Source organism: Arthrobacter rhamnosi (genome assembly GCF_054510975.1).
In genome coordinates this window covers 138,641-160,428 of sequence record NZ_JBTNDN010000006.1, presented here as the reverse complement: position 1 = coordinate 160,428, position 21,788 = coordinate 138,641, and the positions used below count along the sequence as shown (strand labels likewise).

Below are 21,788 nucleotides of genomic sequence, written 5' to 3'. Positions count from 1 at the left end.
AGTCAGCTGCGCGCGCACAGTGCCACCATAGCACGGCGCATAGGATGGCTGGCGGGGCGTTCGGACGAGCGCCACCCTCCCCCGCAACACGAGGAAACGGGAAGCGACAATGACGATCAGCACACTCGATCCGGACCATCTCGACCGGACGGTCCGGCCCCAGGACGACCTCTTCCGGCACGCCAACGGCGTGTGGCTGAGGGAGACGGTCATCCCTGACGACCGTCCGCTGACGGGCTCCTTCACCGCATTGCGCGACGCGTCGGAACTCGCGGTCCGCACGATCATCGAGGACGCTGCCCGGGCGGACGGGGGATCGGCGGACCCTGTCGGAGCGAAGCTGGGCATCCTCTACGCGGACTTCATGGACACCGACCGCATCGAGGCGGAGGGAGCCGCTCCGATCGTGCCGCTGCTGGAGCGGATCGCCGCGATCAGGACGGTCGAGGAACTCGTGGACCTCAGCGCTGGACTCACCCGGTCGGGGGTCCAGGGACTCGTCGCGCCCTACGTGAGCAACGACGCCGGCAACCCCGAGCGGTACCTGCTCCACCTGTACCAGTCGGGCCTGGGGCTGCCGGACGAGTCGTACTACCGCGAGGAGGGCTTCGCGGAGACGAGGGAGAGGTACCGCGACCTGCTTGCGGCACTCTTCGGACTCGTCGCCACGGAGGATCCCGTCGGCGCGGCCGACCGTGTGTTCGCGCTCGAGACGCGCCTCGCGGCGTCGTCCATGGGCAGTGTGGAACGGCGGGATCCGCAGAAGACGTACAACCTGGTCCAGCACGACGACGTCGCCGGCCTCTCGGGTCACCTCGTCCCCTGGTTGCGAATCGTGACGGACGAGCCGCACCAGTCGGCGGAGCTCGTGGTCAACCAGCCCGGCTTCGTCCGCGGACTCGACGAGGCTCTCGCTGCCGAGGACCTCGGGACCTGGCGCGAGTGGCTGGTGAGCCGCGTCCTGCTGCACGCCGCCGACTACCTCGACGAGCGCTTCGTCGACGCCGCCTTCGCCTTCTACGGCACGCACCTCGCAGGGACCCCGCGGTTGAAGGACCGGTGGAAGCGCGGGGTGGCCCTGGTCGAGGGAGCGATGGGCGAGGCCATCGGGCAGCGCTACGTCGAGCGGCACTTCCCGGCCACGCACAAGGCCGCGATGCTCGAGCTGGTGGGCAACCTCATCGCGGCCTACGAGTCGAGCATCACCGCTCTCACCTGGATGACGGACACGACCCGCGCCAGGGCGCTCGAGAAGCTCGCGCAGTTCACCACGAAGATCGGCTACCCCGACACGTGGATCGACTACGGGCCGCTCGAGGTCCTCCCGTCCGACCTGTACGGCAACGCCCTTCGCGCAGCGGAGTTCGAACACCGCAGGCAGCTGGACAAGCTCGGGCAGCCGATCGACCGCGGCGCATGGCTCATGACCCCGCAGACGGTCAACGCCTACTACATGCCGACGATGAACGAGATCGTCTTCCCTGCCGCCATCCTCCAGCCTCCGTTCTTCGACATCGAGGCCGACGACGCCGTCAACTACGGGGCGATCGGTGCGGTCATCGGGCACGAGATCGGGCACGGGTTCGACGACAAGGGCTCCCAGTTCGACGGGACCGGACGTCTGCACAACTGGTGGAGCGAGGACGACAGGACGGCGTTCGACGCGCTGACGGGGCGGCTCGTCGCACAGTACGCCGCGCTCGAGCCTTCGGAGGTCCCGGGCCGGACGGTGAACGGGGAGCTCACCCTGGGCGAGAACATCGGAGACCTCGGCGGACTCGGCATCAGCTACCGCGCCTATCTCCTGAGCCTCGGAGGCGCCGAGGCACCCGTGGTCGACGGGCTGACCGGGACCCAGCGGTTCTTCCTGTCCTGGGCCACCTGCTGGCAGCAGAAGATCCGCCCCGAGGAGGCCACACGGCGCCTGACCGTCGACCCTCACTCACCCAACGAATTCCGCTGCAACCAGGTGGTCCGGAACCTGGACGAATTCCACGAGGCATTCGGCGTGGGGGTGCAGGACGGCCTGTGGCTCACGCCCGAGGAGCGGGTCCGCATCTGGTAGAGCCGCCTCGTCGCATCCCGTCGCATCCCGTCGTCCGACGGGTGCGGCGGGGCGCGTCCATGAATCCGACCCAGGAATTCGACCCAGGAATCCGACCCCGGGAGTTTCCGCCCGGGTACAGGCCGGGCAGTCCCGGCTAGAACCCCGACGACGCCTGGCAGGTCACCTGGTCGGCCGTCTGGCCCTGCAGCTCACTGCCGAGTGGCGGGACGACGACCCGGGATCCCTTGGCCAGGTCCGCGCCGACGAGCAGCTCGATCCCGACAGCGGTTCCGCTGAACTGCACCTGGCTCGCTGGAACCCCGAAGCGGTCGGCGAGGTCGGCGGCCGCCGCGTCGTAGCCGGTTCCGAACAGGATCTGCGTCGTCTCGGCCGGGACCGATTCGTACGTCGTGGCCTGCAAGTACCCCGCGTCCACGAGGAGCTGCTGCACCTCGGCCGCGCGGTCGGCGTCCGTCGTGGCGTTGATGACTAGGACGGGAACGGCCGCAGGATCGAGAGCCGGCGCCTCGGGAGTGGCAGGCGCCGAGCTGGTAGCGGGCGCAGGAGTCGAGGCTTCCGGAGTGGCCTCGGTGAGGCCACGATCCTCGCGCAGCGCCTCGAAGAGCGGTGCAGCGCCGTCCTCGTCGAGGACCAGCCGGTTGGGGTCCTCCACCCACCCCTCGGTCGGCACCGTCACGAAGGCGATGTTGCCGAGGTCGACGTTCTTCATACGGTCGGCGATCTTCAGCAGTTCCGTGGGCTGGGACAGTCCCTCGTCGACCGTCAGGTTGCGGGTGATCGTGTCGGCGATCGCGTAGAGCTTGGGCAGGTTCGTCAGCGTGCCCTCGGCCCGCACCTTGCGGGCCATGGAGGCCAGGAAGGACTGCTGGGCGGCGATGCGCCCGGTGTCCCCGCCGTCGCCGAAGCTGTGGCGCGTGCGCAGGAAGGCCAGGGCCTGGTCACCCTCGACCTCGCTGGTGCCGGCCGGCAGCGTCAGTCCCGAGTATTCGTCGTCCACCGGCTCCTCGACGCAGACCTCCACTCCGCCGAGCGTGGAGGACAGTTCCTTGACCGCGTTGAAGTCCGCCATCATGAAGTGGTCGACGGACAGGCCCGTGAGGTTGTTGATCGCAGCGACGGTGCAGCCCGGTCCGCCCTCCTGGAGCGCCCCGTTGAGCTGGCCGAGGTCCACCTCCTCGGACGAGTTCCCCGTCTCGGGGTCGGTGCAGCTGGGCAGGGGCACCAGGAGGTCACGGGGGAACGAGACGACCGTGACGTTCTCCCGATCCGCGGAGAGCGTCACCAGCATCATGACGTCCGAGTTCCCCTCCCCCGAGGAGAGGTCCTCGCCGCCGATGAATTCTCCGCCGTTGCCGGTCCGGGTGTCGGTACCCAGGATCAGGATCTGGAGCGGGTCGGTGCTGGAATCGACCGGGAGGGCCGATTCCCCGCCGAGGTTCAGCGGCATGGTGGCCACGTTGGACTGCAGGCGGATCACCTGGACGGCGACGAAGGCGACGGCGGCCACGAGGACCGACGCGATCACGATGGCGGTCACCCTGAGCCTCCGGCGCGCGTTGCCGAGGTGCCGCCCCGCAGGGTGCGGGCCGTCCGCCGTATGCGTACCACCGGCCGCGTCCGCGCCTCCGGCCGTGCCGTGCGCGGTTGCCGTGTCGGGGACAGTTGCCGAAGGGGCATCACGGGCGCTGTCGGCGCCCTCGGGGGACGTTCGGCGGGTCATGCCCGGGCTCCTTCGGATGGTGTCGGTGCCGGCCCGAGGCCGGCGGGGGTTCTGTCCCTCGGTCGCCGCGGCCCGGATGCAGCGGCCGGATCGCCGCTGCGCCTCTCGCGCGGTGATCGACGGCGATCAGCAGGTGTCGCAGGACCGGTGGCCCCGTTCCCGGACCCCAACGAACGGGGCCGGGAGGTAGTGCCGGCTAGAAGCCGAGCTTGACCAGCTGCTTGGGATCGCGCTGCCAGTCCTTGGCGACCTTGACATGCAGGTCGAGGTAGATCCGGGTTCCCAGTAGGGCCTCGATCCCCCGACGGGCATTCGTGCCGACCTCCCTGAGCCGGGCGCCGCCCTTGCCGATGATGATGGCCTTCTGGGACGGCCGCTCGACGTAGAGGTTCACGTGGACGTCGAGCATCGGATTGTCCTCGCTGCGTCCCTCGCGCGGGATCATCTCCTCGACCACGACCGCGATCGAGTGCGGCATCTCGTCACGGACCCCCTCGAGGGCTGCCTCCCGGACGAGTTCGGCGACCATGACGGCTTCCGGCTCGTCCGTCAGCTCGCCGCCCGGGTACAGCACCGGCGATTCCGGCATGTGGTTGCTGAACACCTCTGCGACCGTCTCCACCTGGAAGCCGTCGGCGGCCGAGACCGGCACGATGTCCGCCCATCCCCCGGGGCCCGCCACATCGGTACCGAGCTTCGACACGGCAAGGAGCTGCTCCGTCAGCGCCTGGCGGTCGACGAGGTCGGTCTTCGTCACCACCGCGATCAGCGGCTTGCGGTTGAGCCGCGCCAGCTGCTCGGCGATGAACCGGTCACCGGGACCGATCTTCTCGTTGGCGGGCAGGCAGAATCCGACGGCGTCGACCTCGGCGAGCGTGTCGGCCACGAGGTCGTTGAGGCGCTGGCCCAGGAGGGTACGCGGCCGGTGCAGCCCCGGGGTGTCCACGAGGACGATCTGCGCGTCGGGCCGGTTGACGATGCCGCGGATGGTGTGTCGGGTGGTCTGCGGCTTGGCCGAGGTGATGGCGACCTTCTGCCCTACCAGGGCGTTGGTCAGGGTGGACTTGCCCGCGTTCGGCCGTCCGACGAGCGAGACGAATCCGGCCCTGTGCTTAGCGTCGCTCATTGTCAGCCTCTATCGTCTCTCGTTCGTCCTGCTCGGTGTGCTCGGGTGGCAAGCGGTAGGCGATGACGTGGGAGACCCTGTTGCGTCGGCCCTCCACGCGCTCGGCCCGCAGGCCTATACCGTCAATTGTGACCTCGGATCCCACGATCGGCACCCTTCCGAGTGTCTTGGCCAGGAGTCCGCCCACCGTGTCGACTTCCTCGTCGTCGAGGTCAAGGCCGAAGAGCTCGCCCAGGTCGTCGATCCCCATCCGGGCGCTGACGCGGTATCCGCCGTCGTCAAGCTGTTCCTGCTCAGGCACCTCGGAGTCGTACTCGTCGACGATCTCGCCCACGATCTCCTCGATGAGGTCCTCGAGGGTGACGAGTCCGGCCGTTCCGCCGTACTCGTCGATGACGATCGCCACGTGGGTGGATTCGCGCTGCAGCTCCCGGAGCAGGTCACCCACGGGCTTCGACTCCGGGACGTAGCGGGCCGGCCTGCAGTCCCCGTCGACCGGCCGCGAGAGGTTCGACGCCGGGCGGCCGTGCAGGCTCGCGACGACGTCCTTCAGGTACAGCAGGCCCTTGATGTCGTCCGAGCTCTCCCCGATGACGGGGATCCTCGAATACCCCGAGCGCAGGAAGAGCGACATCGCCTGGTTCAGCGTGGAGCCCGATTCGATGGTGACCATGTCGGTACGCGGAACCATCACGGAGCGCACCTTCGTGTCCCCGAGTTCGAACACCGAGTGGATGAGCTCGGCCTCGTTGTCCTCGATCATCTCGGCGTCCGAGGCACGGGAGAGGAGCTCGCGGAACTCCTCCTGCGTGAAGAAGGCTGCTTCGTCCCGTGCTGCGCCCGGGGTGATCGAGCTGCCGATCCGCACGAGCCAGCGCGGGATGGGTCCGAGGACCGCGCAGAGGGACGCCACCAGTCCGGCGGTCAGGCGGACGACGGCGGGAGCATGCAGCCGACCGAGCTGGCGGGGCGAGACTCCTACGATCACGAACCCGACGGCCGCCATCACGGCGGTCGCCAGGAGCCCGGCGAGCCAGATGTTGTCCAGCAGGTCGTGGAACAGGATGGCGACGGCGACGGCCCCTGCCATCTCGAACCAGACGCGCCAGAACCGCAGCGCATGCATGTGGGCCACGGGGGCTTCGAGGATACGGCGGAGCGACGTACCGCGCGACTCCTGGACCAGGGCCTCGCCCTCCTGCCGCGGGAGGTAGCTGAAGGCCGCTTCGGCAGCGGTCACGAGGGCAGCGGTGAGGGCGAAGAGCAGGGCCATGAGCCCGAGGAGCCAGATGGTCAAGCGCTGGTCTCCTGCGGTGCGGTACCCCCGAGGAAGTCCGACAGGAGTTGCCGCTGCAGGCCGAACATCTCCTTCTCCTCCTCGGGTTCCGCGTGGTCGTAGCCGAGGAGGTGGAGGACACCGTGGGTGGTCAGCAGCAGCAGCTCGTCGTTCGTGCTGTGGCCCGCAGCCGCACCCTGGGACGCCGCGACCTCGGGGCACAGCACGATGTCCCCGAGCAGTCCGGCCGGCGTGATGCGCCCGGGTGTACCCGGGCGCAGTTCGTCCATCGGGAAGGAGAGCACATCGGTGGGGCCGGGCTCGTCCATCCACTCGACGTGCAGCTTCTCCATCGCCGCCGTGTCCACCAGGATGATCGACAGCTCGGCCTCGGGGTGGAGGAAGAGCGCCTCGAACAGGAAGTTCGCGAGGCGGACCAGCGACTCCTCGTCGACGTCGTACCCGGACTCGTTGTTGACCTCGACGCTCATCGTGCCACCCCCGGACGGCCGGCGCGCGCCTGTGCGGCACGCTGCTCGTCGTCCCAGGTGCTGTAGGCGCTGACGATGTCGCCGACGAGCCGGTGCCGCACGACGTCGGCGGCGTCCAGCTCGCTGAAGTACACGTCGTCGACGTCTCGGAGGATCTCGCTGACGACCCGCAGTCCCGAGCTGGTGCCGTTGGGGAGGTCCACCTGCGTGACGTCGCCGGTCACCACCATCTTCGAACCGAAGCCGAGGCGCGTGAGGAACATCTTCATCTGCTCCGGCGTCGTGTTCTGGGCCTCGTCGAGGATGATGAAGGCGTCGTTCAGGGTCCGCCCGCGCATGTACGCCAGGGGCGCGACCTCGATCGTTCCCGCCGCCATGAGGCGCGGGATGGAATCGGGGTCCATCATGTCGTGCAGGGCGTCGTACAGCGGGCGCAGGTACGGGTCGATCTTGTCGTTGAGGGTTCCGGGCAGGAAGCCCAGACGCTCCCCCGCCTCGACGGCGGGCCTCGTCAGGATGATCCGGTTGACTTCCTTCTGCTGGAGCGCCTGGACGGCCTTGGCCATGGCCAGGTAGGTCTTGCCGGTACCCGCCGGGCCGATACCGAACACGATGGTGTTCCGGTCGATCGCTTCGACGTACGTGCTCTGGTTGAGCGTCTTGGGGCGGATGGTCTTGCCGCGCGAGGTCAGGATGTTCACGGACAGCACTTCCGACGGCCGGGCAGTGCTCTGCGTCTTGAGCATCGTGACCAGCTGCTCGAGGACATGGGGAGAGACCGTCGCATTGTTGGTGGCCATGGTCTGGATCTCGCCGATGAGCCGCTCGGTGCGCAGCACGTCCGCCGAGGGACCGGTGATCGTCAGTTCATTGCCCCGGGCCTGCAGGCCGATGCCGGGGAAGGAGTCTTCGATCAGGCGAAGGGCCTCGTCGTTCGAACCAAGCGCCTGAACCATCTGCTCCGTCGAGTCGAAGACGAACGTCCGTGTGTCGAGTCCTGCCACGTTGATGCCTGTTGAAGATTCGCTCATAGCTCGGCCGTCCGGCCTTCGATCGCCCCTCGTCTGAGTAGTCGTACTGTGCTGTCATTTCATGCGGTGGTTTATGCTGCCGTTCGTGCTGTCGTCTGCCGCCGATCCCGCCCTCGGGACGGAGCACACCAGCACCGGCGGAGATGCCAATGTTACGGCATCCCCTATTTGTCAACTGGCGCGGGAGCGCCTTGATTCCCGCGCCGCCGGGAGCTCCCTTCTTACCGAGCGGCACTCGACTTTCATCGCGAATCGGCAACGGGTTCGTATCGATCAGGTTTCAGTCCCGTCGACCGCGTGTATTCACACTGGTGTGCTCCGCGCGCTGTGCCAAGCTGAAACAGGTCCGGCAGGTCCGCGCCCACGAGCGGTCGCCCATCCTCCGGCGCACACGTCGAGGGTCGGCCCGTCCGGGACGATTCCACGTTACAGATTCCACCCGCGCACCAGCGCGCCTGACGGAAGGGGACCGGCATGCACGAGCAGGACCCCCTGAAGAAGAACCGGCTCGGGCTCCGCGGGATGCTCCTGGTATCGGGCGCCGTGCTCGCGGCGAGCAGTGTGTTCTTCCTTCCCGAGGTGGGGCTGCTGCAGGGCAGCGCACCGACGACGACCCTTCCCGTCACGCTTCCGACGGCGATCCCCGATGGGGAGTCCGGGGAGCCCGAGACGCCCGTCCGGAGCCAGAGCGCGGCAGCGGGGCCCGCGGACGCCGTCCAGCCGCTCCTGCCGGTCTACTGGCTCGGGGAGGTCGAAGGGACCGACCGGCTGTTCCGTGAATTCCTCGTCGCTCCGGAATCCACCAGCGACCCGATCTCCGACGCGGTGCGGCTCATGACCTCGGGAGAGCCCCTCGACTCCGACTATCACTCGCCGTGGCATGCCGCATCGAGCGTGAGCTCGTCGATCTCCACGAAGAATGTCATCACCCTCGACATCTCCTCGGACGCCTTCTCGGAGAGCCTCGGGGAAGGCGACGCACGCCTGGCCCTGCAGCAGCTCGTCTACACTGCCACGGCGGCCGCCTCGAACGCCGGCCTCATCTCCGGCGGCGAGTCCAGTTCCGTCGTCGTGCTCGTCGACGGAGCGGCGGGCTACCGCGCCTTCGGCTCCGTGGACGTCGGCGGGGAATGGACGCGGGATACGTCCACACTCGCTCCCGTGTGGATCATCGACCCGCAGGAGGGCGTCGAGGCCGACCGCTCCGGCCTGACCATCCACGGCGTAGGGCCGGCATCGGAGCAGACGCTCGCCTGGCGGATAGACCGGAGCGAGGGCGGGCCGGCGGACGGCGGAACAGGAGATACCTCGCTCTTCCGCGACGGCTCGGTCCGGATCTCGCCCGAGGACGGCGCTCCGGGCGCCTATTCCTTCTCCGTGACGCTCCCGCCCGGCTCCTACGAGATCACGGTGGCCGTGCCCTCCGGGGACGGCCGGGCACAGGACTCGAAGTCCGTCGTCGTCAGGTAGCCCCCCGGCCTCGTGCCGGCGGTCATCGGCGCTGTCGGCTACCAGCGCCCCAACAGGTGGTTCAGCAGCACGAGGGCGGCCGGGCCTGCGGAGGACGACCGCAGGACGTGCGGCCCCAGTCGCGCAGCACCGGCACCGACAGCGCGCAGCTTCCCCAGCTCGGCCGCACTGATGCCACCCTCCGGACCCACGACGACCGCGGTCGACGACGGCGCGTCCAGGGCGCCCGCTGCGCGGAGCTCCGAGACCTGCTCGGCGAGGGAGGACTCGGCGTCCTCGTGCAGGACGACCATCCGGTCCACCGTCGACGCCCAGGCGGCCAGCCCCGAGGTATCCAGCACGGCGTGGACCTCGGGCACGAACGAGCGGCGCGACTGCTTCGACGCCGCACCCACGAGGGATACCCACTTCTGCCGGCCCTTCTCGGCCTTGTCGCCGCGCCAGCGGACGATGCTGCGCTCGGCATGCCACGGCACCACGGCGTCGACGCCGAGCTCGGTGGCCGACTCGACCGCCTGCTCGTCGCGACCACCCTTCGCGAGGGCCTGGACGAGCACCAGACGGTGCTTTGGCGCGGGATCCCGGCCGGCGGTCTCCACCTCGACCTCGACGGTTCCCGACCCGACGGCCGAGATCACTCCGCCGATCCGGTAGCCGGAGCCGTCGGACACGTCGATGCGCTCCCCCGTCCCGAGCCGCCGGACGGTGGCGGCGTGCCGGCCCTCGTCACCGTCGAGGACGAACAGGGCGCCGGGTGCAGCCGCGCGAACGGCCTCGCTCGACCCGAAGAACAGGGGACGCGTCATGGTCAGCGGTTCCCGAGGCGCTCCCGCAGGCGTGCGAACACGCCGGAACCGCTGCTGGCGAGCTGGCCGTCCGTGTACTCCTCGTTCCGCAGTTCGGCGAGCTTGCGCAGGAGCTCCTCCTGCTGGTGGTCCAGATTGCGCGGCGTCTCGACATTCAGGTGGACGCGTAGGTCTCCCCTGCCCTGGTTCCTGAGGTGCGTGACGCCGAGCCCGCGCAGGGTCACGATCTCGCCGGACTGCGTCCCGGGCTTGATGACCAGTTCCTGGTCGCCGTCGAACGTGTCCAGCTGCACCGTGGTGCCCAGTGCGGCCGCCGTCATGGGCACGCTCAACGTGACATGGAGGTCGTCGCCGTCGCGGAGGAACGTCGAGTCGGTGTTGACGCGGATCTCGACGTAGAGGTCGCCCTGGGGACCGCCGGCGATGCCGGCCTCGCCCTGGCCGGCGAGCTGGATGCGGGTGCCCGTGCTGACGCCGGCGGGGACCTTGATGGTCAGGGTGCGGCGTGCGCGGACGCGTCCCTCACCGCTGCATTCATGGCAGGGGTTGGGGATCACGGTGCCGTAGCCCTGGCACGTCCCGCAGGGCGCGCTCGTCATGACCTGGCCGAGGATCGAGCGGACCGCCCGCTGGACCTGCCCGGAGCCGCCGCAGATGTCGCACGTGCGGGGCGACGTACCCGGCTGGCAGCAGGTCCCGTCGCACGTGGGGCAGACCTCCGCGGTGTCCACCTCGATCTTCTTGTTGGTGCCGAAGACGGCGTCCTTGAGGTCGATCCGCACGTTGATGAGCGCGTCCTGGCCCCGTCGGGTCCGGGAGGGTGCTCCTGCCTGCTGGCCGCCGCCGCCGAAGAAGGTCTCGAAGATGTCCTGGAACGCGAACCCGGAGCCCGAGTAGCCGGCACCGTAGCCGTTGTCCGTGCCGTTCTCGTTGCCGGTCGTGTCGTAGATCCGCCGCTTCTGCGGGTCGGACAGCACCTCGTAGGCGTGCGTGATGCGCTTGAACTCCTCCGCGGCGTCTCCACCCGGGTTCACGTCGGGGTGGAGCTTCCGGGCGAGCTTGCGGTACGCCTTCTTGATTTCCTCCCCGGTCGCACCCTGCGCCACACCGAGGACCTCATAGTGATTACTCACTCGTGCACATCTCTTCCTGTTGGAGATTTCTGTCTACTGCTCTGCTCGCCGGTCGTGCCGGCGGAATACCGTTGTGCCGGCGGAACACCGGGGACGGCCACGGGGCCGGCTACTCCTCGAGGATCCTCGAGAGGTAACGGGCGACGGCCCGCACCGCGGCCATCGTCGTCGGATAGTCCATGCGGGTGGGCCCGAGGATCCCGAGCTTCGCCCCGGCGTCCGGACCGTAGCCCGTCGCGACCACGGAGGCCTCCGACAGGCCACCGTAGGGGTTCTCGCTGCCGATCCTCACCGAGATGCCGCGGGCGTCGTACTCCATCTCCGACAGGAGCCTCAGCATGACGACCTGCTCCTCGAGGGCCTCGAGGACAGGACCGATGCTGAGCGGGAAGTCACCCGTGGATCTGGCGAGGTTCGCCGTTCCTGCCAGCAGGATCCGGTCGTCGCGGCCGAGGCCGGCGAGCTGCTCCAGCGCTTTGATGATCGTACCCCCGTGCGCCCGCAGCGCGGGAGGCAACTGCGACGCTGCGACGCCCAGCTCACCGGCCAGCGCCGAGAGTCTCACCCCGGACACCGCGGACAGGATGCGCTGCTTCAGGTCCGTGAGCTCGGCTTCCTGGATGTCCGCGTGCGTCCGGACGATGCGCTGCTGGACGGTGCCGTTGGTCGCGATCAGGACCACGAGGATCTGCTGGGGAGCCAGCAGGACGAATTCGATGTGGCGGACGGACGCCCCGCCCACACGTGGGAACTGGACGACGGCGACCTGGTTCGTGAGCTGGGCGAGCAGCCGGACGGTCCGGTCCATGACGTCGTCGAGGTCCTCCGCGCCCTCCAGCAGGGTCTGGATTGCCTTCTTCTCCGGCGCGGACAACGGCTTGACCTCGGAGATACGGTCCACGAACAGCCGGTATCCCTTGTCCGTGGGGATGCGGCCCGAACTCGTGTGGGGTGCCGCGATGAGGCCTTCCTCCTCGAGGACCGCCATGTCGTTGCGGATGGTGGCGGAGGAGACGCCGAGCTTGTGCCGGTCGACCAGTGCCTTGGAGCCGACGGGCTCCCGCGAATGGACGTAGTCCTCGACGATGGCCCGGAGCACCTCCAGGCGTCGCGGTTCACTCATTCGATGTCACCTCCGGGTCTGCACGAACGGGCGTGGGGGCGGCTCCGAGCGATTAGCACTCGACACACCCAAGTGCCAAGTCTAGTACGTCCGGGCTGATTGTTAGCATTGGGAACCCGGGCCGCGGCAGACCGCCGAAGCCCTCGGCGGAAGGACAGCTCGGGATGGACTACGGCTGGGGAGCACAGGATATTACGGCTCCGAAGCGGGTCAGCCTGCCCGATGTCCCGGTGGAGAAGGACACGGTCCTCGAGGACGTGCAGAGCGGATTCGTCGGCGCAGTGGTCCGGGTCGAGAAGTCCGGCGGCCTGCATGTGATGGTGCTCGAGGACCGGCGTGGCAAACGCCGGACGTTCCGGCTCGGCCACGGGTTCCTCCTCGACGGACAGCCCGTCCACGTCGTCGCACCCGTGCAGCGCGCAGCGCCGGCGTCCACCCGGACCGCGTCCGGATCGGTGCGGGTCGAGGGCGCGCGGGCGAGGACTGCGCGGGCCAGCAGGATCTGGGTGGAGGGACAGCACGACGCCGAGCTGGTCGAGAAGGTCTGGGGGGACGATCTCCGGCTCGAGGGAATCGTCGTCGAGCCGCTGCACGGCGTCGACGATCTCGCCGGCGCGGTCCGCGCGTTCGGCCCCGGTCCCCGGCGGCGGCTGGGCATCCTCGTCGACCACCTGCTGCCCGGGACCAAGGAGTCCCGGATCGCACAGCAGGCGATGACCGTGCCGGGGGCACGCCACCACGTCCTGATCGTCGGCCATCCCTACGTGGACGTCTGGCAGGCGGTGAAGCCGGCCGCGCTGGGACTCGACGCCTGGCCCGTGGTGCCGCGGAACCAGGACTGGAAGACCGGGATTCTCGCCGGGCTCGGCTGGCCCCACTCCGACCAGGCGGCCGTGGCCCATGGCTGGAAGCGGATCCTCGCCGGCGTCAGCACCTACGCCGATCTCGAGCCCTCGCTGCTGGGCCGGGTGGAGGAGGTCATCGACTTCCTGACCGCGCCCCCGGGCACTGCCTGAGCAGTCCGGGCGCCGCCACCACGTATCCTTGGATCGAGTCCGGGGGAACAGTCCCGCCAGCCAGCAAAGGAATTGACGTTGTCCAACACCGCCGACCAGCAGCACCACGGGCGGGGCGAGTCCCGGCCCGCGTTCGAAGGGACGCCGGCGAATGCCCTTCCCCTGACTGCGTCCGAGGACCGCCAGTTCGCGACGCTTGCGCACTTCGGCGGCATCCTGGGCTTCATCCCCTCGCTGCTGATCTACCTCATCTTCAAGGACCGGGGCCCGTTCACGGCGCAGGAGTCGAAGGAGGCGCTGAACTTCACGCTTCCGCCGACCCTCCTGGCGCTGGCGGCATGGCTCCTGTCGCTCGTGCCGGTGATCGGAGGGGTGTTCGCCGTCGTGAACGCCCTCATCTGGGTCACGATCACGATCTTCTCGGTGAATGCGGGCATCCAGGTCAACCGTGGCCGGCCCTACCGGTACAGCCTGAACCTGCGCCTGATCCCCTAGGCCCGTCCGCGCTCGGTCCGGTACTCAGTCCGGCAACAGCCTCCGCACGACGGCGTCCGCGAGCAGCCTGCCCTGGAAGGTCAGGACCACGCGGCCCGCGAAGGCCGCGGCGGGCTCGACGAGCCCGTCGGCGATCAGTCCGGCGACCGCCGTGCGGCTCGTTGCCCTGAGGGATTCGGTCGGAAGCCCCTCACGCAGCCGCACGCGCAGCATGACGTCCTCGACGTAGCGGTCCTCCGCCGACAGGATCTCGCGCCCCGCGGCGGGTGACCGCCCGGCATCCAGCGCCTCGGCGTACGGGCGCGGATGCTTGACGTTCCACCAGCGCGTGCCGCCGACATGCGAGTGCGCACCCGGACCTGCACCCCACCAGTCGCTGCCACGCCAGTAGGCGAGGTTGTGCCGGCATGCATCGGCGGGCGTCCGAGCCCAGTTGCTCACCTCGTACCAGTGCAGGCCGCCGGCCGTCAGCATCTCCTCCGCGAGGGCGTACTTGTCGGCGTGGTCGTCGTCGTCGATGGGCGGCACCTGGCCGCGGCGGATGCGCGTCGCGAGCCGTGTCCCGTCCTCGATGATGAGGGCGTACGCCGAGATGTGGTCGGGGCCGTAGGACAGCGCCGTGGACAGCGACGTCCGCCAGTCCTCCAGCGACTCCCCCGGCGTGCCGTAGATCAGGTCCAGGCTCACCTTCAGGCCGGCCTCACGCGCCCACTGCACGGCCTGCGGCACGCGTTCGGGCGAGTGGGTGCGGTCGAGCACGGCGAGCACGTGGGGCACCGCTGACTGCATGCCGAACGAGACGCGGGTGAAGCCGGCATCCTTCAGGACACGCAGCGATTCCGGCGTCACCGAATCGGGATTGGCCTCGGTGGTCACCTCCGCGTCCGGGGCCAGGCCCCACTGCGCCGTCGCCGCCCGAAGGATCGACGCGAGGTCCCCGGCGGGCAGCAGCGTCGGAGTACCTCCGCCGAAGAAGACCGTGGACAGCGGCCGTGCCGGCATCCCCGAGGACCGGAGCACCTGCGCACCGAGGGCGAGCTCGGCGAGCACGGATCCGGCGTACGCGTCCTGCGACGCTCCTCCGCCGAGCTCCGTGGCCGTGTAGGTGTTGAAGTCGCAGTAGCCGCAGCGCACCGCGCAGAACGGGATGTGCACGTAGAGGCAGAAGTCGCGGCTGCGCGCGCCCTCGGCTGCCTCAGGGGGCAGCACGCCGTCCTCCGGTGCCGGCAGGCCGAGCGGAAGGGCGCTAGGCACGCGGACCAGCCCCCTCGAAACCGTACGGGGTCACTTCTTGGCTTTGTCCTTCGACTCGTCGGAGGACAGTGCGGCGATGAAGGCCTCCTGGGGCACTTCCACGCGCCCCACCATCTTCATGCGCTTCTTGCCCTCCTTCTGCTTCTCGAGCAGCTTGCGCTTACGCGTGATGTCACCGCCGTAGCACTTGGCGAGGACGTCCTTGCGGATGGCCCGAATGCTCTCGCGCGCGATGATGCGGGCGCCGATGGCGGCCTGGATGGGCACCTCGAACTGCTGGCGCGGGATGAGCTCGCGGAGCTTGCCCGTCATCATGACACCGTAGGCGTAAGCCTTGTCACGGTGGGTGATGGCGCTGAAGGCGTCCACCTGTTCACCCTGCAGGAGGATGTCGACCTTGACGAGGTCGGACACCTGGTCGCCGTCGGCCTTCCAGTCCAGGGAGCCGTACCCGCGGGTCTTCGACTTCAGCAGGTCGAAGAAGTCGAAGACGATCTCCGCCAGCGGCAGCCGGTACCGGATCTCCACGCGGTCCTCGGACAGGTAGTCCATGCCGCCGAGGATGCCGCGGCGCTGCTGGCACAGCTCCATGATGGCGCCGACGAACTCCGACGGCGCGAGGATGGTCGCGGACACCATGGGCTCGCGCACCTCCGCGATCTTCCCGACGGGGTACTCGCTCGGGTTGGTGACCTTCAGGACGCGCTTGTCCTCGAGGGTCACCTCGTACTCCACGTTAGGGGCGGTGGAGATCAGGTCGAGGTTGTACTCGCGCTCGAGGCGTTCCCGCGTGATCTCGAGGTGCAGCAGGCCGAGGAAGCCGACGCGGAACCCGAAGCCCAGCGCGGCCGAGGTTTCCGGCTCGTAGACGAGCGCGGCGTCGTTCAGGGTGAACTTCGCCAGGGCGTCCCGCAGGACGGGGTAGTCGGTGCCGTCGAGCGGATAGAGGCCGGAGAAGACCATCGGCTTCGGATCCTGGTAGCCGCCCAGCGACTGCGCGGCAGGCTTGGCCAGGTTGGTGACGGTATCGCCCACCTTCGACTGGCGCACGTCCTTCACACCGGTGATGAGGTAACCGACCTCGCCGACGCCGAGCCCCTTGGAGGGCTTCGGCTCGGGTGAGCTGACGCCGATCTCGAGCAGTTCGTGGCTGGCCCGCGTGGACATCATCTGGATACGCTCGCGGGGGCTGAGCTTCCCGTCGACCACCCGGACATAGGTCACCACGCCGCGGTACGTGTCGTACACCGAGTCGAAGATCATCGCGCGGGCCGGCGCGTTCGGGTCACCGGTCGGGGCCGGGAGGTCGCGCACGATCTTGTCCATGAGGGCCTCGACGCCGACGCCGGTCTTTCCGGAGACCATCAGGACGTCCTCGGGTTCCCCGCCGATGAGGCTCGCCAGCTCCGCGGCGTACTTCTCCGGCTGCGCGGCCGGGAGGTCGATCTTGTTCAGGACCGGGATGATCGTGAGGTTGTTCTCCATCGCGAGGTAGAGGTTCGCGAGAGTCTGCGCCTCGATGCCCTGGGCGGCGTCGACGAGCAGGATGGCTCCTTCGCACGCCGCGAGCGAGCGTGACACCTCATAGGTGAAGTCGACGTGGCCGGGAGTGTCGATCATATTCAGGGCGTAGGCGGTGCCGTCCACCTCCCACGGCAGGCGGACTGCCTGGGACTTGATCGTGATGCCGCGCTCGCGCTCGATGTCCATCCGGTCGAGGTACTGCGCCTTCATGTCCCGCTGCTCCACGGCTCCGGTGAGCTGGAGCATGCGGTCGGCCAACGTGGACTTGCCATGATCGATGTGGGCGATGATGCAGAAATTACGAATGATCGCCGGATCGGTGGAGGCAGGCACCGGCGCGGTGCGGGCCATGGGTGACACGTAGGTTCCTCACTTTTTCGGGACAGGGTGCGGCATGCGGCTCCCAGCCGTGCCGTCATCGGCGGCGGCCGGGGCTGGTTCGCGCCGTTTCAACTCCCCTTAGTGTCCCACGTGGCCGGACGGCTCCGGGAATCGCTGCCCCGGCTGCTGGGCCGGTGGCGACTACCCGCCTAGGATTCCAGCATGGCGATCACGGTCCGCTCCCTCCTGTCCCTCGCGACTCGCGTTGTCCGGGCGGTGAACAGCGCATCGCCCCCGGAGGCTCCCCGCCGGGGCGGTGCGAAGCGCACCCGGTCGGCCGGTCCCGCAGCCCCCGCCGCCGCGCGCAGGACGGCGGGCCGCCGGCAGGACGCACTGCTCGCCTATTCACCCTCGAGCGACGGCAAGCCCGACCCGGGCGAGATCGTCTGGACATGGGTGCCCTACGAGGATGACCCGGCGCAGGGGAAGGACCGCCCGGTGCTCCTCATCGGGCGCGACGGCGGTGACCTGCTGGGCCTGATGCTGACGAGCAGAGACCGCAACAACGCCAGCGACCACGACGGGCGTTACGTCGACATCGGCACGGGGGCCTGGGACCGGCAGGGGCGCCCGAGCGAGGTGAAGGTCGACCGGCTCCTGCGGATCACCGCCGGGGCCATCAGGCGCGAGGGCGCAGTCCTGCCCCGCCGGCGCTTCGAAGAGGTCCTCGCAGCGATACCCGATCACCTGCTGGCATAGCGCACGGGCACGGGAAGTCCCCGCCCCCTGCCGCGAGCCACCCGCGTCGTCCTGAACATCCCGTTGCCGACCCTGGCCCGGGTCACCACGGGTCGGGTTCCGCGCGTGTTTCTGGTAACCTTTATAGCTGTGTGTCCGCGCAGGTCTCCGGGCACTTTGGCCAATCGCCATACGGTATCCCCACGCCGCTCAGTCTTGGTTGGCCGAAATACCCTCACGACCAGTCCGCAATACAAAGAAAGTTTTCATACGTGGCAAATATCAAGTCCCAGAAGAAGCGCATCCTCACCAACGAAAAGGCGAGGCAGCGCAACAACTCGGTCAAGTCCGAGCTCAAGACCGCCATCCGCGCCGTGAACACGGCCGTCGAGGGCGCTGACAAGGACGCTGCCGCTACGGCTCTGCAGGCAGCCAGCCGCAAGCTCGACAAGGCTGTCAGCAAGGGTGTGCTGCACAAGAACAATGCAGCGAACCGCAAATCCGCGATCTCCAAGAAGGTCAACGCGCTCTAAGCTGCGGACCCTTCGACGTAGGGCCGACTCCTCACGGGGTCGGCCCTACGTCGTTAACGGGTCGATCCTCACAAAGCCCAGTAATCCCCTTCCGACTTCCCGGGCAGCTGCCCGCCACAAAGAATCGAGCACCCCGTGAGCTTCAAGGCCGACAAGCCCTTCGTCCTGTTCGTCTGCGTGAAGAACGGAGGCAAGTCCCAGATGGCCGCCGGCCTCATGGACAAGGTCGCCGGGAACTCCGTGGCCACCGCTTCTGCCGGATCGAAGCCCGGTTCTGCGGTCAACGCCCTCTCGGCCCAGGTCCTGGCCGAGGTAGGGGTCGACATCAGCCGGAACGTCCCCCGGCAGATCACCGTCGAGGACCAGGAGCGAGCGGACCTCGTCGTCATCCTCGGCCCCGAGGCGCAGGTCGACGAGGTCGAGGGCACCCTGTACGAGCGGTGGGACACCGACGAGCCCAGCGAGCGCGGCATCGACGGGATCGAGCGGATGCGCCTGGTCCGCGACGACATCCTCGAACGTGTCACCGACCTTCACGCCACCCTCACCACCCGCTGACGCATGTGCCCTCGGACTGCAGGCGCCGTCCTGGTCTCGTCACGACCGAGACACTGGCGTTCCGGCAGTCCAAAGGGCTCGGCATCGGCTGGGGCGCGTCATCCCGATCGCCATCCGGATGCTTCTGGCCCTGGAATTCACGACCAGATCTTCACTCGCGTTCGTCGTCGCGGGCTTCTTCGACGTCAGCTTCGCCCGCTACGCCGTCGTGATGATCCCCGTCGGCATGGTCTCCGTCGCTGTGAGGCTCGGCGGACTGCTCCTGTTCTTCCATTGAGTCATCCCCCGCCACTTCGACGTTGCCGTACTCCAGGCGCCCGCGTCGGCCACCGGGGATCCGGTGACTTCCACGGCCGGCTGGATTGTTCTCGGCGTTCTGCTCGCCGGCTGTTTCGCCGCCGAACCAGCGAACATCCCGCTTTCGGCCGTCGCCGGCTTCGGAGCCGTCATCCTGACGATCGCTGCCTCCCGCCGACCTACCTCTTCCTTGGCACCGCAGCAGTCGAGCGGGCCCCACAAGGTTTGCCCACACCGGTAGCCACGGCTTGCTGTGTGAGAACCACACGCGATCGATTCGGGTGAAACAGAAACGACAGGGGCACTTCTTAGCGCTCGCGGCCGCGCGGTACAACCTCCCGAGGACCAACATCATGTTCGAGTTCATCCAGGATATAGAAGTCACCGCCGCCGATCACATCAGGAACATCATCACCGGCTACCGCCGGCATGGGTTCATGACGGCCCTTGATGATCTCGGCGCCGGCCACGCAGGACTGGGACTCCTAGTCGACGTCCAGCCGGACTTGATCACAATGGGCCTGAAGCTCGGCCGGACAAGGGCAGACCCGACCCGGACCGTGGGCTGAGGGACTCGGCGCCGCACACCGGCACTCGACGATGAGGTTCTGTGGACTCTCTCCGTCGTCGAGCACTGCTGCCGCCAGGGACTTCAGCATGTTGTGAGGGCACCCGACAAGGGTGTTGCGCGACTTCTCTTGACGAGCGCTCGCCAGTGTGTGATCGTCGTCTAAATCGTTTTAGATAAAACGTTACAGATCGACGAAGAGGTCGTCTTCATGCATGATTCCACCGCTGCCACCCAGGACACCGTCCTTCAGGCACAAGATATTGAACGCCGTTACGGCGCCGTCGTAGCCCTCTCAGCCGCATCCATGCACCTCCGTCGGGGCGAGGTCATGGGGCTGGTAGGAGACAACGGAGCCGGGAAGTCCACGTTCCTGAAGATACTGTCCGGTGCTGTGACACCGGATGCCGGATCAATTGAAGTCTCAGGGCGGCCAGTGTCCTTCCGACGCCCCTCGGATGCGCTCGAGGCCGGCATCGAGACGGTGTATCAGGACCTTGCCCTGGTGGACACCATGTCTGCCGTACAGAACGTGTACCTCGGGCGGGAAGAGCTTTCCTCCAATCCGCTCCTTCGGGCTCTGAATATCGTCAACGACAAAGGAATGCGGGCACGCTCCCGCGAGGTCCTGAAGGATCTGGGCGTTGGTATCCAGTCCGTGAACGTGTCGGTCCGCGGCATGTCAGGCGGTCAACGCCAGTGCCTTGCGATCGCCCGGGCACTGATCTGGGGACGACAGATCGTCATCCTCGACGAACCCACTGCAGCACTTGGAGTCCGGGAGTCCGCGCAGGTCCTCGAGCTCATCGGTCGGCTCCGCGACCGCGGGGTCAGCGTCATCCTCGTCAGCCACAACATGCAACAACTCGTTCAGGTCGCAGACCGGGTGACTGTCATGCGCCTGGGCAGGACCATCGCAACGCGTGACGTCGCCGATATCACCCCCGAAAAGATCGTCGGTCTGATCACCGGGGCGATCCCCGCCGACGTCGCAACACCTGAGGACACCTCCACCGTCGTTGTCTGACGGGCTCACCCCACCCGTTCCACTCCCTTCCAACAGCATGACCTCTTTCAGCTCCACCCCCACAGGAACATCACTCCCAGGAGAACACTGCAATGACGCAACTCACCACCCGCTCACGTCTGGTCCGCGCAGCGCTCGTCTGCCTGGCCGCGACCAGTCTCACCCTCACCGGATGCAGCACCGTCGACCCTGCGGCAGGAGGTTCGGGTTCCGGCTCCGAGGCGGCCGATGACGGAACCTTCACCCTCGGCTTCGCGGTCGGAGGCCAGCCGGACGCCGACTGGCAGGAACTCCAGGGCGACGTCGCCAAAGGCCTGGCCGACCAGCGTGGCTGGGACTTCGTCGAACTCTCCAACGACAACAGCGAAGCCACAGCCACGACCAATGCCGACCTCTTCATCCAGAAGGGTGTCGACATGGTCATGATGTTCAACGGTCAACCCTCGGCGAACCCTGTGATCGCCAAGAAGTATGAAGACGCCGGCATCCCGGTCGTGACCTTCGACATCGCCCAGCCCGGCTGGTACTTCGTCGGCGTCGACAACGCCGCAGCGGGAACCGAGGGAGGAACCAAACTTGCGGAGCTCGCGCAGGAGAAGTGGGACTGCGACGTCGATCTGGTCATTTCTGCCGAGGGTACTGCAGCCGGCCAGATCAACGAGTGGCGCACCGGCAACGCGCGGACCGCCATCCAAGAAACCTGCCCGGACATCCCCGAGGACAACTACGTGTCCTATGAGGCGGACGGCAACCTCACCACCTCCCTAGCCAACGCCCCCGGTGTCTTCGCCGCCCACCCCGACGCCGAGAACATCCTCGTCGTGGGACTCAACGACCAAGCTGTCGTCGGCGCCCTCCAGGCAGCGACCCAGCTCGGCCGGGACGGCTCGATCATGGGCTGGGGTCAGGACGGCGGACTGATCACCGGGGACAACGTCGACCCCAACCTCGCCGGAAGCGTCATGTACTTCCTCGAGGGCTACCCGGCCTCCGCTTTCGAAGTCGCCGACCAGATCGCCGAAGGCAACACCCCAGAGGTCAAGGACACAGGCGACAACGCCGCCGTGAGCGTCAAGCCCTGCCCCGTGACCCAGGAACAGGCCGCTTCCATCCCCAGCATCGATGAGCGCGTCTCCGAACTCGCTTCCGCCCCCAAGGGAACCACTGAATACGACCTGTTCTGCGACTTCTAGACCGACCTTCGAATCACCTG

22 protein-coding genes are annotated in these 21,788 nt (G+C 68.0%); 12 read left to right on the top strand and 10 right to left on the bottom strand.

From position 1 onward, the window contains the following. Window positions 1–109 precede the first annotated feature (109 nt). Window positions 110–2,065 (top strand): M13 family metallopeptidase, encoded by a 1,956-nt coding sequence (locus ACX80J_RS14180; RefSeq protein WP_459348199.1) that lies wholly within the window; start codon window positions 110–112, stop codon window positions 2,063–2,065. 136 nt (window positions 2,066–2,201) lie between these two features. Here ACX80J_RS14180 and ACX80J_RS14175 read toward each other — a convergent pair whose 3' ends face one another. The 5 genes from ACX80J_RS14175 to ACX80J_RS14155 form a co-directional block, all read right to left on the bottom strand. Further along, on the bottom strand, window positions 2,202–3,788 hold the full coding sequence (locus tag ACX80J_RS14175) for an LCP family protein (protein ID WP_459348198.1): 1,587 nt from the start codon (window positions 3,786–3,788) through the stop codon (window positions 2,202–2,204). A gap of 196 nt (window positions 3,789–3,984) precedes the next feature. After that, window positions 3,985–4,914 (bottom strand): GTPase Era, encoded by a 930-nt coding sequence (gene era, locus ACX80J_RS14170; protein ID WP_459343215.1) that lies wholly within the window; start codon window positions 4,912–4,914, stop codon window positions 3,985–3,987. Next, window positions 4,901–6,211 carry a hemolysin family protein gene (locus ACX80J_RS14165; RefSeq protein WP_459348197.1) on the bottom strand — a complete coding sequence of 437 codons (1,311 nt, stop codon included), beginning with the start codon at window positions 6,209–6,211 and terminating at the stop codon, window positions 4,901–4,903. Before ACX80J_RS14165 ends, era begins: the two co-directional genes overlap by 14 nt. Further along, on the bottom strand, window positions 6,208–6,681 hold the full coding sequence (gene ybeY / locus ACX80J_RS14160) for an rRNA maturation RNase YbeY (RefSeq protein WP_087075733.1): 474 nt from the start codon (window positions 6,679–6,681) through the stop codon (window positions 6,208–6,210). Before ybeY ends, ACX80J_RS14165 begins: the two co-directional genes overlap by 4 nt. Further along, entirely contained in the window at window positions 6,678–7,712 is a 1,035-nt protein-coding gene (locus ACX80J_RS14155) for a PhoH family protein (protein WP_459348196.1), read from the bottom strand. The genes ybeY and ACX80J_RS14155 overlap by 4 nt, the downstream gene beginning before the upstream one ends. 474 nt (window positions 7,713–8,186) lie before the next feature. On the opposite strand from ACX80J_RS14155, the gene ACX80J_RS14150 reads away from it, so the two are divergent. After that, window positions 8,187–9,182: a GerMN domain-containing protein gene (locus tag ACX80J_RS14150; RefSeq protein WP_459348195.1), complete on the top strand. Its 996-nt coding sequence runs from the start codon at window positions 8,187–8,189 to the stop codon at window positions 9,180–9,182. A gap of 38 nt (window positions 9,183–9,220) precedes the next feature. On the opposite strand, the gene ACX80J_RS14145 is transcribed toward ACX80J_RS14150, so the two are convergent. From ACX80J_RS14145 to hrcA, 3 genes are all read right to left on the bottom strand, one after another. Continuing rightward, a complete protein-coding gene (locus ACX80J_RS14145; protein ID WP_459348194.1) occupies window positions 9,221–9,988 on the bottom strand; it encodes a 16S rRNA (uracil(1498)-N(3))-methyltransferase in 768 nt (255 codons plus the stop codon). 2 nt (window positions 9,989–9,990) lie between these two features. Then, on the bottom strand, window positions 9,991–11,121 hold the full coding sequence (gene dnaJ / locus ACX80J_RS14140) for a molecular chaperone DnaJ (RefSeq protein WP_459343220.1): 1,131 nt from the start codon (window positions 11,119–11,121) through the stop codon (window positions 9,991–9,993). Window positions 11,122–11,230: 109 nt separating this feature from the next. Beyond that, window positions 11,231–12,244: a heat-inducible transcriptional repressor HrcA gene (hrcA, locus tag ACX80J_RS14135; RefSeq protein WP_459348193.1), complete on the bottom strand. Its 1,014-nt coding sequence runs from the start codon at window positions 12,242–12,244 to the stop codon at window positions 11,231–11,233. 164 nt (window positions 12,245–12,408) lie between these two features. Between hrcA and ACX80J_RS14130 the strand changes: the two genes are divergently transcribed. Together ACX80J_RS14130 and ACX80J_RS14125 are read left to right on the top strand one after the other, a co-directional pair. Further along, window positions 12,409–13,260: a DUF3097 domain-containing protein gene (locus ACX80J_RS14130; protein WP_459348192.1), complete on the top strand. Its 852-nt coding sequence runs from the start codon at window positions 12,409–12,411 to the stop codon at window positions 13,258–13,260. Window positions 13,261–13,338: 78 nt separating this feature from the next. Beyond that, window positions 13,339–13,755, top strand: coding sequence for a DUF4870 domain-containing protein (locus tag ACX80J_RS14125; RefSeq protein WP_459343223.1), 417 nt, complete (start codon window positions 13,339–13,341; stop codon window positions 13,753–13,755). A gap of 24 nt (window positions 13,756–13,779) precedes the next feature. On the opposite strand, the gene hemW is transcribed toward ACX80J_RS14125, so the two are convergent. Further along, on the bottom strand, window positions 13,780–15,009 hold the full coding sequence (hemW, locus tag ACX80J_RS14120) for a radical SAM family heme chaperone HemW (protein ID WP_459348191.1): 1,230 nt from the start codon (window positions 15,007–15,009) through the stop codon (window positions 13,780–13,782). A gap of 30 nt (window positions 15,010–15,039) precedes the next feature. Then, on the bottom strand, window positions 15,040–16,893 hold the full coding sequence (gene lepA, locus ACX80J_RS14115; protein ID WP_459343225.1) for a translation elongation factor 4: 1,854 nt from the start codon (window positions 16,891–16,893) through the stop codon (window positions 15,040–15,042). A gap of 183 nt (window positions 16,894–17,076) precedes the next feature. Between lepA and ACX80J_RS14110 the strand changes: the two genes are divergently transcribed. From ACX80J_RS14110 to ACX80J_RS14075, 8 genes are all read left to right on the top strand, one after another. Then, the gene (locus ACX80J_RS14110) at window positions 17,077–17,613 is read left to right on the top strand and encodes a type II toxin-antitoxin system PemK/MazF family toxin (RefSeq protein ID WP_459343226.1); all 537 of its coding nucleotides are present in this window, start codon (window positions 17,077–17,079) and stop codon (window positions 17,611–17,613) included. A gap of 251 nt (window positions 17,614–17,864) precedes the next feature. After that, window positions 17,865–18,125 (top strand): 30S ribosomal protein S20, encoded by a 261-nt coding sequence (rpsT, locus tag ACX80J_RS14105; RefSeq protein ID WP_087075755.1) that lies wholly within the window; start codon window positions 17,865–17,867, stop codon window positions 18,123–18,125. Between the two features lie 135 nt (window positions 18,126–18,260). Beyond that, on the top strand, window positions 18,261–18,683 hold the full coding sequence (locus ACX80J_RS14100) for an arsenate-mycothiol transferase ArsC (protein WP_459343227.1): 423 nt from the start codon (window positions 18,261–18,263) through the stop codon (window positions 18,681–18,683). A gap of 118 nt (window positions 18,684–18,801) precedes the next feature. Then, a complete protein-coding gene (locus ACX80J_RS14095) occupies window positions 18,802–18,960 on the top strand; it encodes a hypothetical protein (protein ID WP_459343228.1) in 159 nt (52 codons plus the stop codon). A 3-nt stretch (window positions 18,961–18,963) separates the two neighbouring features. After that, entirely contained in the window at window positions 18,964–19,221 is a 258-nt protein-coding gene (locus tag ACX80J_RS14090; RefSeq protein ID WP_459343890.1) for an ArsB/NhaD family transporter, read from the top strand. A 112-nt stretch (window positions 19,222–19,333) separates the two neighbouring features. Next, a complete protein-coding gene (locus ACX80J_RS14085) occupies window positions 19,334–19,549 on the top strand; it encodes a hypothetical protein (RefSeq protein ID WP_459348190.1) in 216 nt (71 codons plus the stop codon). 210 nt (window positions 19,550–19,759) lie between these two features. Continuing rightward, the gene (locus tag ACX80J_RS14080) at window positions 19,760–20,575 is read left to right on the top strand and encodes an ATP-binding cassette domain-containing protein (protein ID WP_459348189.1); all 816 of its coding nucleotides are present in this window, start codon (window positions 19,760–19,762) and stop codon (window positions 20,573–20,575) included. Between the two features lie 92 nt (window positions 20,576–20,667). After that, entirely contained in the window at window positions 20,668–21,768 is a 1,101-nt protein-coding gene (locus ACX80J_RS14075; protein WP_459348188.1) for a sugar ABC transporter substrate-binding protein, read from the top strand. Window positions 21,769–21,788 lie beyond the last annotated feature (20 nt).